This window comes from Paenibacillus sp. FSL K6-2859 (assembly GCF_038008265.1).
Lineage (GTDB): Bacteria > Bacillota > Bacilli > Paenibacillales > Paenibacillaceae > Paenibacillus_AQ > Paenibacillus_AQ nitricinens.
In genome coordinates this window covers 5,367,931-5,385,965 of sequence record NZ_JBBOYU010000001.1, presented here as the reverse complement: position 1 = coordinate 5,385,965, position 18,035 = coordinate 5,367,931, and the positions used below count along the sequence as shown (strand labels likewise).

Below are 18,035 nucleotides of genomic sequence, written 5' to 3'. Positions count from 1 at the left end.
ATGGCGTATGCAGAGGTTCTTTTTTTGTATCCAGTATTGTGAAAGGGGAATGGGCACGTGAAGGAAAGACCCTTGTTAAGCTTTACAGTATGTTGGGTGGCTGGAAGCGCAGCGGCTTGCTTAAGCTCAGGGAGCGGACTGCTATTGGCGTGGGCAGGATTAATACTTTTACTGGTGAGTCTTAGGGTGTGGGGAACAGTAAGCTGGAAATACATAGCCGTGTTGTGTTTATCCATTTCTTTAGCGGCTGGATATTGGAATTGGAACGAAGCTCGAAATATTAGCGGAATACCTGAAGCGCTGGGTAGCACGATTGCAGAGTTGAATGGGAGTCCCGTGGAAGCTAGAGGCATGATCATTTCCGTTGTGGAACGGGATGGGGATCGGGTTGATTTTACAATGAAGCTCTCACATATGAACCTGCTTGCAGAGGGAGATGAAAAAGCATCTGATCCTGTGGAAGAGCAGGATGAAAAGGTAGAGGGTGAGGGTGAGTTAATCGCAGTGCAGATCAAACTTCTGGCCGAGCATGAAATTACTGTTGCTGCAAAGTGGCGAAGAGGGGATGAGGTGCTGCTTAATGGCGTGCTGGAAGAGCCTGCAGTAGCACGTAATTTTGGAGGCTTCGATTACCGTGCTTATTTACATACAAAGAAGATTCATTGGCTATTGAAGGGGCAGGGAGCGGAAAATGTAAGGGTAACTGTGCCAGATTCATGGAGTCCGTTAACGATTTTTCGCTTAAATGACAGCGCGCGGACGGCCCTTGGGGCGGAGCTGGACCAACTTTTTCAAGGACGCCACTCTGGGTACATGAAGGGTTTAATCATTGGGATGCAGGATGATCTCGATCCGGATACCTTTAAGCAGTTCTCGCAGCTTGGTTTAACGCATATTCTCGCTATTTCAGGTATGCATGTAGCGGTGTATGTAGGCGTTCTTTTATTTCTGTTCAGGCGCTTACGGCTGACAAAAGAGACGGCACTAACGCTCACCTTCATACTCGTTCCTGTATATGTCCTCTTGTCGGGTGCGGGCCCGTCCATTGTGCGTGCGGGGCTGATGAGTATGATTGCCCTGCTCGCTGCACGAGTTGGGATGCTGAAGGATGGACTGAATATTTTGGCGGCATCGGCACTGGTTATGTTGATCTGGAATCCTTATATGCTGCTCAGTGTCAGCTTCCAGCTGTCTTTTCTGGTGACCCTTGGCTTAATGGTTTACGTTCCGCTTATGAATCCTCTTTTGAGCATACTGCCACGCTGGCTTAAAGGTGCGGTCTCTGTGACGTTAGTGGCCCAATTAGTTTCTTTCCCGCTCACGATTTATTATTTTAATCAGTTTTCGCTACTGTCCTTTGTCGCCAATTTGGTCTTTGTACCTTTGATTACCTTTGTAGTATTGCCGCTAGGGACGCTTGCACTACTGCTTGGACGACTGTGGGAAGATGCTGCATACGTACTGGCGCATGTTACGGAGCTGCTGAATAACTTTACTTTTTTCGCTGTGGAATGGATCAATAAATTTGCCGGTGGAGTTTTGATTTGGGGCTCACCTTCACTGCTGTGTATCGGGGTGTACTATGTTTTATTGTATGGTCTGCTGTATGTTGCCAAGCTAAGAAAGGAAGCTCGTTCTGCACCGCAATATATGGAGGATGAGACGAGACCATTAACGGAGGCTGGTTTACCTGTGAACAGTCACGGTGGGTTTGGGAATGTGGGGAATTCACAGTTTGCTATTGATGGTTCCAAGGTTGGACGCTGGAGCGGGGCGATTGTTCTACTGTTGGCAGTTGGGCTGGGGATGCTGCTGTATTGGGGTTATCAGTCGGACGGTCAAGCAGGCAGAGGTACAATTAGTTATCTGGATATTGGACAAGGCGACAGCATTCTCATCACTACATCGAGCGGAGCACATATTCTAGTGGACGGTGGCGGAACCTTAAACTTTGGTCAAAAAGAAGAGTGGCGCGTTCGCCGAAGTCCGTTCGAGGTTGGCGCTAAAGTGCTGGTTCCTCTGCTGAAAAAACGTGGTATCCACCGTTTAGATGTCATTATTTTGACACATGGAGATCAGGATCATGCCGGAGGACTTCAAGCCGTGTTGGAAGAGATTCCGGTTTCGGCATTGCTTTTTAATGGGACAATAGTTGATCGCGAGTTTTATATGGGGATGATGCGGACTGCGCTAGAGAGGGATGTTCAGTTGTATGCTGTGCATCAAGGAAAGACCCTTTCCCCGGATGATAAGACGAAGCTGTCCTTTTTATGGCCGGAGGGAAGGGGTGGAGAAGCGTCGGGTAATCCTTATCAGAATGGCATTCCTCTACTGGAAGAGCAGAACCACGATTCGGTAGCTTTTCGCTTAGAGATGAATGGTAGGAACTTTCTATTCACCGGAGATATGGATTTGGAAGCCGAGGAGGAGATTGTAGAGCAGGCTAAGCAAAAGGGGATTAGCACTGGACCTGTCATTGATGTGTTGAAGGTGGCTCACCATGGGAGCAAGACATCCACTGGCGAAACTTGGTTAAAATTCTGGCAGCCTGCAGCAGCGGTGATCTCAGCGGGTGTTAATAATCTGTATGGTCATCCGAAAGCTGAGGTGTTGGAGCGATTGCAAGACAACCAAGCATCTATTTTCCGGACGGATCAGCAGGGGGAAATACAGATGCGGGTGCGGGCAGAGGGGGTTGAAGTGCGATATAAGTTGGTGGAGGCATTGCATTTTGTGCAATAGAACGCACTCCAAGATAGCGGGATCTTCATTCTGTTGTACTTTGTACACTCAAAATGAGGAAAAGCGCCTATTTCTGTGGATTTTAAGAGTATCTATTGCATGAAGTGCAACAGATACTCTCTATGGCGTTGAAAAATCAAGTTCTATTGCACGAAATGCAATAGAACGCTTTTTACAGATATATCTGAGTCCGGAGAAAAGCAAGGTTTATCATTATCCTCCGATTACGGGCGACAAACTTACAAAGAGAGCAACAATCAAGATTCAGATCAGCCCTATCAGATATCCGAGCACTACCGATGACGTTTAGACGTTCATCGGTGGTGCTTTTTAATAGACAGATATAGAGAATATACTGTTAAGTAATGTAAAACCTAATTATTTATTTTATAGGGAACTTTTTCAAGTTTGGAAAGTCATATTAGGCAAGGGGTGAGACGAAACATGCTAAGCGAAGATATGCCATATGCAGAAGCGTATGCGTCGAAATGACCTTGCGGGAAATGATGGAGGCGTATGGATCGGATGTGTGGAATTATGCTTTTTTCTTAACTAGAAGCCGTGAGCAAGCGAATGATATTAGCCAAGAAGTATTTTTGAAGGCATATAAAAATGTGGGGAAGTACCGGGGACAATCGTCGATGAAGACCTGGCTGCTCACGATTACTAGAAATACAGCCTTCAGCTGGAGCAAAAATAGCTTTTGGCGCAGATTCATACCATTTGGAGATCAACCTGTTACTGTAAATGCTCCGTCTGCAGAAAGAGAAGCGCTCGGCAATCAGTATGCGAACCGAATCTGGGAAATTATTATGAACCTACCAGATAAGAATAGAGAGGTGCTTGTACTGGATATTCAGTATGGACTATCGATCGGCGAAATGTCCGATTTACTGAATGTACCACAAGGGACTGTGAAATCTCGACTCGCGCGAGCGAGGGAGAAGGTTAAGCAAGCCATTCAGAAGGAGGAGAGAGAATGAAAGGCAAAGCTGATAATAGTAATCCAGTGATGATCGGACAGACTGATTGGTATGCGCAAGCAGGCAAAAGACCTTTTATTGAAGATGGCTTTACACCTGAGCTGATGATGCGGATTGAGCAGGCTGCTGTGCTAAAAAATAAAAGTCGCGGACGTTATCGAATAAACAAAAGTGTGTTACTGACCAGTGTGGCTATGATTTTGTTGATAGGTGCACTTAACTTGCCTATAGGCGCATGGAAGAGTCATGGTCCAGTCCAATCTTCATCGGTGCAGTCACAAGCCGCAGCGATACTACCTTCTTCTACTCCTGTTACTAATGACAAAGCGTCAGAGCCTCCGACAAGTCCAGCAGAGTTTGAGATTAGCGGTAAGAAATACTACATGCCTTTGCCAATGAGCAGAGATAAGACTAAAGCATATGCCGTTGAGACAACAGCGGGAATCCTTTGGTCGCCGCCCCCTCCGATGGTGGACTACAAGAAGCCAAAGTACACACATCCTACAGAACCGTTCACCCTTTACCTGAGCTCGAAGGACCAGACGGAGCTATCGGCTTCTTCGGCTACTAGGATTTATACATTTCCTCTTTATGCTGGAAGTGCAAGTACTTATCAATATTTGAATGGATTCTATGGAGCGGGAGATTATATCCTGTTAACTTCTTACAAAAAGACTCTTGGTGTAGGTATGTATGAGGATGTTGAAATCTCAATGCTTAATGTTAAAAAAGCAATGGCTGGGGAAACTGTGGTACCGATCGCGCTTAAATCCTTTGATATTACATTATTAGATTACAAGTCAATCATTGCTGTTGATAAGGAGCATGAGCAACTCGTACTTAGTTACTTAGAACATGTAGGGGATAAAAAGTACAAAGAGAAAACCGTACTTTATGATATGGAGACCATGAGCATTCCAACATCTGCTACAGCAATTGGTTTTAAAGAGATTAAGGGAGAAACATTACTCATGGATTATAAAGTGGGCGGAGAACAACGTAAAGCGGATATTCTTATGAAAGCTGGATTGGGGTGGCTGGATGAGAATTGGGCTTTTTTATCGGAAGAGCAACAAAATAAGCTTTATATGGATTATTTGAATTCTACTCCTTAGTAGATAATTCACCCAATAAAAGCTATACTTTTTGATAAAGTAATTTTCTTTTGAGAAGAGCGGAGCCGAAGCGATGAAGAAGTTAACGATTGATGATGTGGCTCAAAAAGCGGGAGTGTCGAAGAGTACAGTCTCCCAATTTTTGAACAAACGTTTTAAATATATGAGTGAAGCGACGAAGAATCGGATTGAGGCTGTGATCGAGGAGCTCAATTATCAACCGAATGGACTTGCGCGCAGTCTGAAACAGAATCGGACGCATATGGTCGGAATCATCGTTGCTAATATCGATTATTCGCTGTCTATTCAATGTATCCGGGCGATCGAGAACGAGCTGCAGCAACACGGGATTCAAGTAATCATATGCAATGCCGATGAGAATGCGGAAAAAGAAAGTAAGTACGTCGAAACCTTAGTCGCCCGACAGGTGGACGGTTTAATTATTTTTCCGACAGGGAACGATCCGTCTGCTTACAGTCGGCTGATCGAGTCTGACTTTCCGCTAGTGTTTATGGATCGTCTAGTAGATGGAATCACCACGCAGAGTTTGCTGCTCGACAATGAAATGGCGGTCAAGATAGGTGTGGGGCAGCTGACTCAGCAAGGACATGAGCGAATCGCTCTCGTATCCCTTCCATTAGGTGAACATGCGATTACCCCTCGTAAAGAGCGGATCAGTGGTTATAAAAAAGCGATGGAAGAAGCCGGCATACCTCTGCGTGAGGAATATATCTGTAGTGTGCCAAAAGAAGAATTAGCTACAGGACTGAAGCGCCTTTTAGCATTGCCGGACCCTCCGACAGCGCTATTGGCTACGAACGATATCACGCTAGCAGAGATTTTGAAATATGCGAATCGAAATGCGATCGCTATTCCGGAACAATTGTCTGTCATCGGTATAGATGATGCGGAATTCGCGCAAATTTATAATCCAGTCATTACAACGATTCGTCAGCCTGCATACGAAATGGGTATGCAAGCCGCTAAGATTATACTCTCTTGTATTGAGGACAAGGGTGCTTCCGTTCCAATCACCTATCGATTCCCGCCGTCCTTGCAACAAGGGCAATCTGTGAAGTTATATAACTGACTACAAGCTATAGAAGCACAAAAAAATGCCGTTCCACAGATCAACTGTGAGACGGCATTTTTTAATAATAAAACTCCCAAGCTACTAGATTATAAGGCTGCAACGTTGTTGTTTCTTCTTATGGTTAATTGTACTTTCTACAACTATTTTAGTTTGTGCTTCCTGAATTGAGAGTTTAATTGTATTTTGTGCAGTTATTTCTGCGGGAAATTGCTGACAGCGATGTTCACCTGGTTGTTAAATGTATAAAGTGCAATTAAAGGTGAGAAGAAACGATTTTGACTCGATATAGTTGTATAGAGTACAGCTATGTTGTGTAGATTTGGTTGCGTTCAGCTATTTATGAGAATTACAGAAGTTTACAGAGATTATGTTGCGAAAGCTGACTCAAATCTATGTGCTTAAACCTCCTGCTGCATAAACTTCGCAAGCTCCTCACGGGTCGGAAGTCCATCCATATCGCCAGGCGACATGACGGCTAACGCACCGATCGCATTGCCGCGTTTGACGGCCTCAACAATCGGAAGCTTTTCCAGCATTGCGCTGATTACACCAACGGCAAACCCATCACCTGCACCTACGGTATCAACGACCTGCGCTACCTTAAACCCGTCTACATAACCTTCTCCTTCCGCGGATTTATAGTAAGCGCCTTCAGGTCCGAGCTTGATGACGACTAAGCTGACGCCACGCGCCAGATAATAGTCCGCAATCTCTTCTGGTGTACTTAGACCTGTAAGAATCTTGCCTTCACCGAGTCCTGGAAGGAACCAATCACAGCGTGTAGCCAGATCATTGATCGTCTTCACCATTGTTTCTGTATCCGGCCATAAGCTAGGGCGCAGATTTGGATCGAGAGAGACCGTCTTTCCTTGTCGCTTCATAAACTCCATAGCATGAACAGAGAATTCATGACAGCTCTTGGATAAGGCGGCGGAGATACTTGTTACGTGTAAATGTCCTGCAGCATTAAAGTATGCCTCGTCAAAATCAACCAGACTAAGCTTGGAGGCTGCGGAATTTTTGCGGAAGTATTCGACTTTAGGATCGCCAGTAACAACCTTTGATTTGATTAACATACCCGTTGAATTTTCTTTAGTAAAAGTAATGTTGGCGGTATCAATGTTTTCTTTCTTCATTGCTTGCGCAATGAAATGACCAAAGTTATCTTCGCCAAGCTTCGTAACATAACCTGTAGGATGATTTAAGCGCGATAAGCCTGTAGCTACATTGCTCTCGGCACCTGCCAACGCTTTGGAGAACGAAAACACTTCATGCAGGGGACCCGTTTCATTCGCATAAAACATCGCCATCGGCTCCCCGAAAGTGACGGCATCTAACTGTTTACTCATTTGAGTTCCTCCTAGGGTAATGAATTTATCCCAGTACAATGATGTATAATTTGAAAGTATCACATAAATCGGTTTTGTACAATAAAAGAATGATTTTTAATTCGTATGGTGTTTTGGGGAAAAGAAAATAATCGACCAAAAAATCCGTATAATACAAGGGTTTATTGGTCAATTTAACAAATTGATATCTCTATATCCATAAAAATGTATTGACTGTTAACCGTATTATTATTACTATCTGATTATAGATTATATCGTTTTAATTAGTAAATTTAATAAAAAAGTTTATCTAAATTAGTATTTCATATTCATCTACGATCGTACCAAGAGAAAGGGAGTCTACTGATGAAGAAAATGAAAGTATTGCAGAATGTGGCGTCCGTTGGAGTTGTAGCCGTAATTCGTGCTGATAGTGCTGAGGAAGCTTTTAAAATGTCCGTTGCTTGTATCGAAGGCGGTTTGAATAATATTGAGGTGACTTTTACTACTCCGGACGCGGATGTGGCGATTAAACGATTGGTAGCGGAGTACGGAGATCGCGCAGTGATTGGAGCAGGAACTGTACTTGATCCATTAACGGCGAGAATAGCCATTCTTGCAAGCTCGGAATTTGTGGTCAGTCCCTCTTTTGAAGCGGAGACAGCTAAAATGTGTAATCTTTATGGGATTCCGTACATGCCTGGCTGCATGACATTAAATGAAATGAAGGAAGCATTGAAGTTTGGTGTGGATGTGCTTAAGCTGTTCCCTGGCAGTGCGTTTGGTCCGGATTATGTGAAAGCGGTTAAAGGCCCTATGCCACATGTGAACATTATGCCAACAGGTGGCGTGGATCTGAATAATATGGAAAAGTGGATTGCCAACGGCTGTATAGCAGTAGGTATCGGGGGCAATTTGACTGCACCTGCGAAGGATGGACGATACGATCAGATTACCGATCTTGCGGCTCAGTATGTGGCAAAATTTAAAGAGATAAAAGGTATTTGATCAGGTATGTTTCTTAATTTCGAATAAATAGATTTATTGAAGGTTGTATAGCTGACACATGTCAGCCGTACAACCTTTTTGTATACTTATTTTCCGACATTCGGATTTTCTTACATTATATGTTTTCATAAAGTATAGAATGAGGACAAAGGCAATAAACTATAAAGTAGAAGAGTTATGATGTTTGACTGACGTCTACGAATTGGAATGGTTTATTATCGGACCGGGAGTGAGTATATGCCTGCTTATCATGATAAAAAGCTGTATCTTGCAGCTGATGAAGAGGATGCGGAATACGTAGAAATTGCGTCGGCATTCCATGGTTGTAAGGTGACGGAGGGCCAGATCTATAGATTAGAGCGGAATTACAATAACCCTCATATTTTTGAGAATGGAGAGGCGTATGTTGTGGATGATGAAACTAGGGACAACTACGCAGTGTTCATGCTCTGCAAGATTGTGTTATATAAATAGAGTTATGTGCTCGATTCTAAGGTTCTTTCTTGTTTACTGACGGCTTCTTTTCCGATAGGAGGATAAGCCGTTTTTTTTGGAAATGGGAGATATTTCTTACCTAAACGCTTGCCGGCCATATTGCGATGCCGAAGGCGTTTATACTTGTGTCATTTTTGTTATAAAGTTATTCAAAAGAGTATTTGAATGATTGAAGTTTCCCCTGTATGCTTAGTAGGAATTATTGACTGTGAAATGCTATGAAATGTGCGATAGCGCTTTATAAAAGATGGCTTAACATGACGTTCTTAGAAAAGTTTGGTATTCTAAAAATATTAATTACAGGGTTGCAACAAATTCGCAGTCTTGCGCGTCAGTAAGATTGCATAGAGAGGGGGAACCTTCGTGGTGGAGCAGGGACTCATCAGAGCCGCTCAAGCGGGCGATCGCGACGCTCTAATCACCCTATTGCGAGAAATTGAAGGGCATGTATATAAAACCGCCTTCTACATTTTGCATAATGAACAAGATGCGCTGGATGCATCTCAGGAGGCCTTGATCCGGGTTTATACCAAAATCGGTTCATATGAGGAAAAGGCCCAGTTCAAAACGTGGGTTCAGCGAATCGTTACCAATATTTGCATTGATAAATTCAGAAGAACTAAACCTACAGTTTCTATTGATGAGCATGAAATGGTGTTTCAGGATAAACACAATGTGGAACGTGAGGTTCTGTCTTCTTATTTAGCTGAGGATATACGTGAAGCGATTGATCAATTGCCCGAGCATCATCGGACAGTCATCGTCCTGCGCTATTTACAAGATTTTTCTTACAACGAGATTGCAGACTGCCTGGATTTGCCTTTGAATACAGTGAAATCATATCTGTTTAGGGCCAGACAGCAGCTGCAGAATAGACTTCAGGAGTACCAGAAAGGTGGTGTATCGGGATGAAATGCGCGGAGGTGATGGAATGGATGCACCGCTATATAGACCAAGACTTGAGCCAAGATGAGATTGTTGAGATGTTCCGTCATATCGATAATTGTCCTTCCTGCGCGGAAGTCTTTGAGCGGCTGACACTTCTCTCCAAAGAATTGGAGCAGTTGCCAGACGTGAAACCCCCGTTTAGTCTGGTTGACTCTATTTTACCTCAGCTTGCAGAATTGGATCGAAGCAGCCGTGAACAAAGCGCTGTGAGAACCGAGGAACCAGTTGTAGTTCCATTTTCACGTGAAAGCTCCCGCGGTAAACCTTCCAAGGGAACTTCTATAGCAGCACGGACAGGCATTGGAGCTATCGCAGCTGCCGTAATATTAGGGATCGCTATTTTTAATATGCCGGATAAAATGCCTGGGGCAGAGGTAGAACAAATGATGCAGGATAGTAGTAAAGCGACCAGCGATAGTGCTGATAATATGGCTATTGAATCGCAAGCCTCTACTTCTGCTGATTCATATGAGGCTGCGCCTGCTAATAGCGGAATCGATTCGGGGGCTCTACCAGCTGCTCCTGATGTGAATGAGGATAACGCTGCATTAGATAGAGCGATGGGGCCGGTAGACCCTGCGTCGATGCCGACTTCTCCAACAGAAACTAATGCTGGATCTGGAGGACGATCGATACCGGAACCAACAAATAATGTGAAGCCCAAACCTACGGAGAAGATTATGACGCCGAAGCCGGATACTGTAACGAAAGTTCAAACTCCGGATACTAGTGCTGGCAGTAATAATCAGTTCAAGGCTGATAAGAAGGATCAACCTGGTTCTATAGATAAAGGAATCGCAGCTGATTCAGCGCCACCTACGGAGGAATCATTAGATAGTGCGAATGATTTTAGGAGAGAGGTTATGGGCTTTAACATTTCTAGTGATTCCAATGATTCTAATGTGCAGACTTGGACTTCCCCTGATGGGCATTATGCCGTTGAGTTTGTTGGATTACAGCTTGTTATTTATAAGAATTTACCCGAAGGTTCTGTGGAAGATAGGACAGCAGTGACTTCTTATCCATTAGAAGGAAATTGGATTTCTGGAGAATGGTCGGCGGATAGCTCGCAGTTTACGTATGTGACGGAGAAAGATGGTGTGAATACCACTAAGGTGTACACTGTACAGGAAGCGTCAGCAGCTTCTTCAACGCCGGTTACAACACCTGGGGCGACACCATCGAAGACTCCGTCTTCAATGTCAACAAATTAAATTGAGGCTGGAACATTTTTCGGAGTTTCAGAATATACTATAGCAACCGGACAGGAACTGGAAAGTATAGGATTTGAAGAACATCGGTATGACCGTCGGATGGGAAGTTTCTAGGGCTTCTCACTCCGGCGTTTATATAGATGCGCCGCTTAAACGGAGGGGCTTTGGCCATGGCTGCCAGAGTTTCTCCGTTTTTGCATGTGCATTTATGTCGTTTTTTTTGCTACAATAGGAATCTGGGCAAATTGGGCTAGATGAATGGAAAAGGAAGTGGCGGAATGGATGCCAAAACGGCGATAAAAGAAATCAAACAAGGGAAAATCTCGCCGCTGTACCTTTTGTACGGCAGTGAAAAATTTCGAATGAATGAATTTTCGGCATTGCTGGAAGACCAGCTAATTGCTAAAGAGGATCGTGATTTCGCAGTTATTCCCTTTGATCTCTCGGAGACGCCGGTGCAGGCTGTGATAGAAGAAGCAGAGACTGTACCTTTTATGGTAGAACGTAAATTATTGCTGGTGCGGGACGCATCTTTATTTACAGCGGGAAAAGAAAATGCCAAACTTGAGCATCGTATAGATATTTTAAGTGATTATTTGCAGCATCCTGTAGATTTCAGTGTGATTGTCTTTATGGTGAATAATGACAAGCTGGACGAGCGTAAGAAAATTGTGAAGACCGTTAAAACGGCGGGTACGGTATTAGCTTTCAACCCGCTAGGGGCAGAAGAGCTGCTGCGCTGGGTAGAGAAAGGGATTCGTGAGCGAGGTTGTACGATGGCATCTGGCACCGCAGAGATTCTTATCACTAATGCGGGGACAGGTTTGCAGGGCTTATCCGCGGAAATGGACAAGCTATGTTTGTTCGCTGGTAAGGGCGGAACCGTAGACGCAGAAGCAGTAGAGAGTCTGGTGCATCGCGGAACGGAACAAAATGTGTTTACGCTTGTAGAGGATATCGCTAACCTGCGTCTAGATAAGGCGCTTGATACGCTGTATGAGCTGTTGAAGCAGCGGGAAGAACCCATTAAGATTGCTGCGCTGATTGCACGGCAGTTCCGGATTATTTTGCAGGTGAAGGATTTATCATCTCATAGTTATTCGCAAGGTCAGATTGCCTCACAGATCGGACTTCATCCTTATGCAGTAAAGCTTGCAGGGGAGCAGGCCCACAAGTTCTCAAGTGAACGTCTGCGGCAAATTTTAAGTGCACTGGCTGATCTGGATTATAAAATGAAGACAGGAGCTATAGATAAAGTGCTTGGTCTGGAGTTGTTTATGTTACGGCTAGGTACTTGAGCTAAGTAGTGGATAACTTTATGACGAATCACTATTATGAAATGAAAAAAGAGAAAAGTTGATCGTTCAAGAAAACTACCTTTCTAAGGTGGTTTTTTTCATTCAACTAACGTCTAAAAGGAGGAAACTATTACTTATATTTATAGAATAGTAGGCACAAAAAAACCCAACCGTATGAAACATAGCGGTCAGGTTCTTCAATTGCTCATTATGAATGTCGTCCTAGGCTTGAGCCTTAAGAGCGTTCAATTTCTTCGCCAAGCGGGATTTTTTGCGGGCAGCCGCATTTTTATGAACCAGACCTTTAGTTACGGCCTTGTCCAGCTTTTTGGAAGCAGCTTGGAAAGCAGCTTGAGCAGTTTCAACTTCCGTACCTGTCAGTGCTACATCAGCAGTTTTCACAGCTGTACGAAGCGCGGATTTTTGGGAAGCGTTCAGTGCACGGCGTTTTTCGTTCGTGTTTACGCGTTTAACCGCGGATTTAATATTTGGCATTGCATTCACCTCCTGTAAGACATTCGAAATCATTATCAAATGATTCACAACTTAAAATAGTTTAGCATGACCGGTAGTAAAAAGCAATACTTAAAGCTTTCAAATTAAACCATTTTAACCTGCATAAACAAGGGCTTTCTCTCGCACACTATCGACAAAAGAGCATAGGCAGAAGCTTGCAATTTGAGTTTTTGTTTGAAGTAACTCAAGGGAAGCGTCTGCTCACAAAACTAAGTATCGCTTACGAAGCAAGTTTTGCTCGAAGTAATTCAATGGAGCGATGCTTACAAAACTTTTAGGAGGCTGGAACAATGGAACCGGATCTGCAGCTATATTCGGTACGCACGGACTTGGCGTTAGAGGCGAAGGAAATGGCTCAAGGGCCACAAAGGACGCCAATTCCTGGTGTAAACGAAGAAGTGGAAGAGTCTGATGGGATAAAAGTTACCCGGCTTGGTGTGGCTAACGCTGCCGGATCACAGGCGATAGGTCGCGCGATTGGGAATTATGTCACCCTTGAGGTGCCGGCATTGCGCGGTGGAGATACTGGCTTGCAGCAAAAAGTAGCTGAAGTCTTTGCTCGCGAATTCGAGGACTTCCTGACTAGGATTGGGATTGGAAAGGATGCATCTGTACTGATCGTTGGACTGGGAAACTGGAATGTGACTCCAGATTCATTGGGGCCGCTGGTGGTGGAGAATGCGCTCATTACTCGGCAATTTTATGAGCTCGTGCCGGATCAGGTCTCTCCTGGCTACCGTAAGGTAAGTGCTATTGCTCCAGGGGTGTTAGGGTTGACCGGTATCGAGTCGAGTGAAGTTGTACAGGGGATCGTGGATCGTACCAAGCCGGATCTCATCATTGCCATTGATGCGCTGGCATCCCGTTCACTGGAACGGATCAATACGACGATTCAAATTGCCGACATCGGTATTCACCCTGGTTCGGGGATTGGCAATAAACGGCGCGGATTAACACAGGAAATTCTGGGTGTTCCTTGTGTTGCTATCGGTGTTCCTACCGTTTGCTATGCTTCGACCATTGTAAATAATGTGCTGGAGATGATGAAGAATCATTTTGGCAAAGGAGCGGGTCATACTAAGGAAATCATGGGGATGCTGGACGATATTTCCGAGCAAGAGCGACTGTCACTAGTGAAGGAAGTACTGGAGCCGCTTGGACATGATTTGATCGTTACCCCTAAGGAAATCGATGAATTTATTGAAGGCATCGCTAATATTGTTGCGAGTGGCCTTAATGCGGCGCTACATGATGCGGTCGATCCTGAGAATGTTGGCGCTTATACCCACTAATTGAATCATAGCTAGCACACAGTCCGGCGGGATGCTGATGTACAGTATCCTGTGCGGGCTTTATGTCAATTCTCTCATTTACGGTTCTACTACTACTCTTTCGCTCATAGATTTGGAGTATAAGAGATTACAGAGGGCTGGAGGAGGACATAAATATAATGAATAAAAAATGGTTTCAGCTTTGGAACATCGGCCGTTTACGTGGAAGAGTGCTGGATGCTTTATCGCTGGGAAGAACGATGCTGCTGCTCGCCGGAGGTTCGCTAGTATTTTTTATGCTGCTTGGAGCTGGCGGTTTGGCCGGACAGAAGTTGAACTCTTCACCCATTCCATCTATGAAGGGGCTTGCGGCCTCGCTATCCAGTGGATTTTTCATGGAGCTGTTGGGGATGGAAGTACCGCATTTACCGCAGGGGAAAGAGCCTTCCGCTTTTTCAGGTGAAAAAGTAACTTCCTTTGTATTTCAATTGCTGACCAGTGTGAATCCAAGTGATCCGAAGAGTTTAGTCTCTCGTGAAGTGCCAGGCTTGGCAGCGGATGATCCATTTCTTTTGCGACAAGGCTCAGGCGGCTCTACAGGAGCACCTGTTGATTATCATCCGGGAACGGATGAACTTGCTGAGGGCGGGGAAGAAGTTGATCCGTCTGCTCCAAACGAAGTGGACAAGCCTGAAGATCCCCCAGCACAGCAGCCTGAAGCGACGATAGCTCCATCTCCTGAGCCATCAGCAGCTGCAGGAGGTACGGATAAGAGTGATCCGCAAAGCGAGACAGATAATCCCAAGGACACCTCGGTTAAACGGATCCTTATCTATCATTCACATCCACGGGAGGCCTTTAACCCTCTACTAGGCGTAGCGAACGAAAATCCAAGCTCGGCGGTTTCTTCTAAAAATGTAATGCTGGTAGGATCATATATTACGAAAAGATTGGAACAACGCGGAATTGGTACCGTTCATGCCAAAGATGATTTTCCAACTAAAATTGCCGACTATAACTGGAATTTTTCCTATAAGTATTCCCGAATGTTGGTTAAATCAGCAATGAGCACAAATCAAGAAATGAGTGAACTTATCGACATTCACCGCGACTCACAGCGTCACGGCAAAACAACTGCAACGATTGATGGGAAAAGTTACGCTCAGGTGTATTTTATTATTGGACATGCGAATAAAGATTGGAAGAAGAACGAAGAGTTTGCAAACAAGATTCATCAAACGATTGAAAAGAGTTACCCAGGAATATCTCGCGGAATATGGGGAAAAGCTGCGGGTAAAGGAAACAACGGGGAGTACAACCAAACCCTCTCACCTAATAGTGTCTTGATTGAAGTGGGCGGTATTGATAATACAGCAGAGGAATTGAAGCGTACGGCTGATATTTTGGCAGATGCTATTGCGGATGTGTACTGGAGCAGTCATGACTCGGAGAAGGTAAATGCTACAGCACCTCAAAAGTCGAACGGAGCTTCTTAAGCTATAGATATTTCATTAGAATAAACAACCTTATTACCAAGTATTTAAGAAGGAGTGGATTACATGTCTCGTTTCGGTAAAAAACTGGTTATGGTCGGTATTTGGGCAGGGGTTGGCATACTGTTAGGTATGCAGTTCAGTGGCAGCGGAGGCGCAACCGTCTCTAAGCTGCTACCAGGCTGGACCGACCTATCGACTACGCCAACCAGTCAAGTGACGGGCATGCAATCTCAGCCGATTAAGAATGGGGTTACACAAGGTGGGCAGACTTATGTGTATGTTCCGATGGTGATCGACCCTATCACAGGTGCATATACGCCTGTTTCTCCATTGCCTCAGAATAGCAATCCTGCGCCAACTGAAGATCTTCCTCAGCAAGTGGTAGATGGGGATAATACGAAAACTCCGGAGCAGATTCTGATTCCCGAGGAACAAAAGCCGACAGTCGATGTGATAGCGGATAAAACGGCAGGCCTTTTGCAGCAGGCTTCTCAGAAGGGCATACGCTGGGTAGTCTCATTGTTCGATTCTGCGGAAGAATCACAATGATTTCAGGAGAAACAGTTATTTCACGGGTACGTGAATAGCTGTTTCTTCTGTTTTACGTAAGGGCGGGATTGATGGAGTAAGCTTGTACTGTTATAATAAGTGGATTAATATCAGGCTGTCTGTGGGGGTAAGGAATGACTGACGTTCAGAAAAGACAACAACAAATTCGCAATTTCTCGATTATTGCACATATAGACCATGGTAAATCGACACTAGCTGACCGCATTTTGGAATACACGGGGGCACTAACCACGCGTGAAATGCAGGAACAGGTACTCGATCAGATGGATCTGGAGCGCGAACGCGGTATCACAATCAAGCTGCAAGCCGTACGTTTAACCTATCGTGCAGACGATGGTGTAGAATACTATCTCAACTTGATTGATACACCGGGGCACGTCGATTTCACCTATGAGGTTTCCCGCAGTCTTGCAGCATGCGAAGGCGCGTTGCTCGTAGTAGATGCGGCACAAGGGATTGAAGCACAGACGCTTGCCAATGTGTATCTTGCGCTGGATAACAACCTGGAAATTCTGCCTGTCCTCAACAAAATTGATCTACCAAACGCTGACCCAGACCGGGTAAAGCAGGAGATTGAGGATGTTATCGGACTGGATACCAGTGAAGCGGTAATGGCCTCTGCCAAAGCCGGTATCGGGATCAAGGAAATTCTGGAGCAGGTGGTGAAGCAGGTTCCTGCGCCATCCGGTAATTCAGAAGAGCCGCTTAAAGCGTTGATCTTTGACTCTCATTACGATCCTTACAAAGGTGTTATCGTCTATGTGCGCGTAATGGACGGGAAGATCCGTGCGGGATCGAAGATTAAGATGATGGCAACGGAGAAGACCTTCGAGGTCATTGAAGTTGGTGCATTTATGCCGCGTATGACCATTGTCGATGAATTGAACATCGGGGATGTTGGATTTATCGTAGCTGGGATCAAGCATGTTGGAGATACCCGTGTCGGTGATACTGTCACTGACGCAAAGAATCCTACTGCTGAGCCGCTACCAGGCTACCGTAAGATCAACCCGATGGTATATTGCGGGTTATATCCTATTGAAACCTCCGATTATAACGATCTTCGTGAGGCACTTGAGAAGCTCCAGCTGAATGATGCTTCGCTAAGCTTTGAGCCGGAAAGCTCGAGCGCGCTTGGATTTGGTTTCCGTTGCGGATTCCTTGGACTCTTGCATATGGAGATCATTCAAGAGCGGATTGAGCGCGAGTTCAATTTGCCGCTGATTACAACTGCACCGAGTGTTATTTATCGAATCATGCTGACCAATGGCGAAATGATTCAAATTGACAACCCGTCACATTATCCGGAAATCGGAACGATTGACTACATTGAAGAGCCTTATGTTAAAGCAGCAATCATCGTGCCTAACGACTTTGTAGGTACTGTAATGGAGCTGTGTCAGAACAAACGTGGCGAGTTCGTAAATATGGAGTATCTTGATACTAACCGTGTAACGATTACTTACGAGATCCCACTGTCTGAAATCGTTTATGATTTCTTTGATCAGTTGAAATCAGGTACAAAAGGTTATGCATCCTACGACTATGAAATTTGCGGGTACCGTCGTTCGAATCTGGTCAAGATGGATATCTTGCTTAACAATGAGCAGGTTGATGCCTTGTCCTTTATCGTTCACCGTGATCGTGCATACAACCGCGGTCGTATCATCTGTGAGAAACTACGTGGGATTATCCCTCGCCAAATGTTCGAAGTGCCGATTCAAGCCTCTGTGGGTACGAAGGTCGTTGCGCGTGAAACCGTTAAGGCGATGCGCAAAAACGTACTTGCTAAATGTTACGGCGGTGATATTTCGCGTAAGCGTAAGCTGCTTGAGAAACAAAAAGAAGGTAAGAAACGCATGAAGCAAGTCGGCAGTGTCGAGGTACCACAAGAAGCATTCATGGCCGTACTGAAAATCGACGAATAACAAATCTGGAGCATCCAGGATGAAGTCTCC

Annotated in this window: 15 protein-coding genes; 13 read left to right on the top strand and 2 right to left on the bottom strand. The window is 44.9% G+C overall.

The annotated features are described in order from the left end of the window. The first annotated feature begins 57 nt into the window (after positions 1-57). The 4 genes from MHB64_RS24060 to MHB64_RS24045 all read left to right on the top strand — a co-directional run bounded on the left by MHB64_RS24060 (position 58) and on the right by MHB64_RS24045 (position 5,930). Positions 58-2,742, top strand: coding sequence for a ComEC/Rec2 family competence protein (locus tag MHB64_RS24060; RefSeq protein ID WP_341135519.1), 2,685 nt, complete (start codon positions 58-60; stop codon positions 2,740-2,742). Positions 2,743-3,230: 488 nt separating this feature from the next. Continuing rightward, positions 3,231-3,725, top strand: a complete 495-nt coding sequence (locus MHB64_RS24055; RefSeq protein WP_341135518.1) for an RNA polymerase sigma factor — start codon at positions 3,231-3,233, stop codon at positions 3,723-3,725. Next, positions 3,722-4,840, top strand: a complete 1,119-nt coding sequence (locus MHB64_RS24050; protein ID WP_341135517.1) for a hypothetical protein — start codon at positions 3,722-3,724, stop codon at positions 4,838-4,840. Before MHB64_RS24055 ends, MHB64_RS24050 begins: the two co-directional genes overlap by 4 nt. Positions 4,841-4,913: 73 nt before the next feature. Next, the gene (locus tag MHB64_RS24045) at positions 4,914-5,930 is read left to right on the top strand and encodes a LacI family DNA-binding transcriptional regulator (protein ID WP_094872683.1); all 1,017 of its coding nucleotides are present in this window, start codon (positions 4,914-4,916) and stop codon (positions 5,928-5,930) included. Positions 5,931-6,331: 401 nt separating this feature from the next. Here the strand turns inward: MHB64_RS24045 and MHB64_RS24040 are convergent, their stop codons facing one another. Further along, entirely contained in the window at positions 6,332-7,282 is a 951-nt protein-coding gene (locus tag MHB64_RS24040; RefSeq protein WP_341135516.1) for a sugar kinase, read from the bottom strand. 345 nt (positions 7,283-7,627) lie between these two features. Here MHB64_RS24040 and MHB64_RS24035 point away from each other — a divergent pair, with 345 nt between their 5' ends. The 5 genes from MHB64_RS24035 (at position 7,628) to holA (ending at position 12,224) form a co-directional block, all read left to right on the top strand. After that, positions 7,628-8,269, top strand: coding sequence for a bifunctional 2-keto-4-hydroxyglutarate aldolase/2-keto-3-deoxy-6-phosphogluconate aldolase (locus MHB64_RS24035; RefSeq protein WP_341135515.1), 642 nt, complete (start codon positions 7,628-7,630; stop codon positions 8,267-8,269). A 237-nt stretch (positions 8,270-8,506) separates the two neighbouring features. Next, positions 8,507-8,743 carry a hypothetical protein gene (locus MHB64_RS24030; RefSeq protein WP_042191032.1) on the top strand — a complete coding sequence of 79 codons (237 nt, stop codon included), beginning with the start codon at positions 8,507-8,509 and terminating at the stop codon, positions 8,741-8,743. A 384-nt stretch (positions 8,744-9,127) separates the two neighbouring features. Continuing rightward, entirely contained in the window at positions 9,128-9,676 is a 549-nt protein-coding gene (locus MHB64_RS24025; protein WP_036677530.1) for an RNA polymerase sigma factor, read from the top strand. Then, on the top strand, positions 9,673-10,926 hold the full coding sequence (locus MHB64_RS24020) for an anti-sigma factor family protein (RefSeq protein ID WP_341135514.1): 1,254 nt from the start codon (positions 9,673-9,675) through the stop codon (positions 10,924-10,926). Before MHB64_RS24025 ends, MHB64_RS24020 begins: the two co-directional genes overlap by 4 nt. Positions 10,927-11,204: 278 nt before the next feature. Further along, complete coding sequence (holA, locus tag MHB64_RS24015) at positions 11,205-12,224, top strand: DNA polymerase III subunit delta (RefSeq protein WP_341136119.1); 1,020 nt, start codon at positions 11,205-11,207, stop codon at positions 12,222-12,224. Positions 12,225-12,446: 222 nt separating this feature from the next. Here the strand turns inward: holA and rpsT are convergent, their stop codons facing one another. After that, on the bottom strand, positions 12,447-12,719 hold the full coding sequence (gene rpsT / locus MHB64_RS24010) for a 30S ribosomal protein S20 (RefSeq protein ID WP_042130412.1): 273 nt from the start codon (positions 12,717-12,719) through the stop codon (positions 12,447-12,449). A 311-nt stretch (positions 12,720-13,030) separates the two neighbouring features. Here rpsT and gpr point away from each other — a divergent pair, with 311 nt between their 5' ends. The 4 genes from gpr (at position 13,031) to lepA (ending at position 18,005) form a co-directional block, all read left to right on the top strand. Next, on the top strand, positions 13,031-14,032 hold the full coding sequence (gene gpr, locus MHB64_RS24005) for a GPR endopeptidase (protein ID WP_094872691.1): 1,002 nt from the start codon (positions 13,031-13,033) through the stop codon (positions 14,030-14,032). Between the two features lie 158 nt (positions 14,033-14,190). Continuing rightward, positions 14,191-15,507, top strand: a complete 1,317-nt coding sequence (locus MHB64_RS24000) for a stage II sporulation protein P (protein ID WP_094877372.1) — start codon at positions 14,191-14,193, stop codon at positions 15,505-15,507. Between the two features lie 63 nt (positions 15,508-15,570). Continuing rightward, positions 15,571-16,056, top strand: a complete 486-nt coding sequence (locus MHB64_RS23995) for a hypothetical protein (RefSeq protein ID WP_094872694.1) — start codon at positions 15,571-15,573, stop codon at positions 16,054-16,056. Positions 16,057-16,190: 134 nt separating this feature from the next. Next, complete coding sequence (lepA, locus tag MHB64_RS23990) at positions 16,191-18,005, top strand: translation elongation factor 4 (protein ID WP_036677511.1); 1,815 nt, start codon at positions 16,191-16,193, stop codon at positions 18,003-18,005. Positions 18,006-18,035: the final 30 nt, after the last annotated feature.

Bases quoted from the DNA above. Each gene is read 5' to 3' on its own strand.
- MHB64_RS24055 (WP_341135518.1), top strand. From the start codon at position 3,231: ATGACCTTGCGGGAAATGATGGAGGCGTATGGATCGGATGTGTGGAAT.
- MHB64_RS24050 (WP_341135517.1), top strand. From the start codon at position 3,722: ATGAAAGGCAAAGCTGATAATAGTAATCCAGTGATGATCGGACAGACT.
- MHB64_RS24045 (WP_094872683.1), top strand. From the start codon at position 4,914: ATGAAGAAGTTAACGATTGATGATGTGGCTCAAAAAGCGGGAGTGTCG.
- MHB64_RS24040 (WP_341135516.1), bottom strand. From the start codon at position 7,282: ATGAGTAAACAGTTAGATGCCGTCACTTTCGGGGAGCCGATGGCGATG.
- MHB64_RS24035 (WP_341135515.1), top strand. From the start codon at position 7,628: ATGAAGAAAATGAAAGTATTGCAGAATGTGGCGTCCGTTGGAGTTGTA.
- MHB64_RS24030 (WP_042191032.1), top strand. From the start codon at position 8,507: ATGCCTGCTTATCATGATAAAAAGCTGTATCTTGCAGCTGATGAAGAG.
- MHB64_RS24020 (WP_341135514.1), top strand. From the start codon at position 9,673: ATGAAATGCGCGGAGGTGATGGAATGGATGCACCGCTATATAGACCAA.
- holA (WP_341136119.1), top strand. From the start codon at position 11,205: ATGGATGCCAAAACGGCGATAAAAGAAATCAAACAAGGGAAAATCTCG.
- rpsT (WP_042130412.1), bottom strand. From the start codon at position 12,719: ATGCCAAATATTAAATCCGCGGTTAAACGCGTAAACACGAACGAAAAA.
- gpr (WP_094872691.1), top strand. From the start codon at position 13,031: ATGGAACCGGATCTGCAGCTATATTCGGTACGCACGGACTTGGCGTTA.
- MHB64_RS24000 (WP_094877372.1), top strand. From the start codon at position 14,191: ATGAATAAAAAATGGTTTCAGCTTTGGAACATCGGCCGTTTACGTGGA.
- MHB64_RS23995 (WP_094872694.1), top strand. From the start codon at position 15,571: ATGTCTCGTTTCGGTAAAAAACTGGTTATGGTCGGTATTTGGGCAGGG.
- lepA (WP_036677511.1), top strand. From the start codon at position 16,191: ATGACTGACGTTCAGAAAAGACAACAACAAATTCGCAATTTCTCGATT.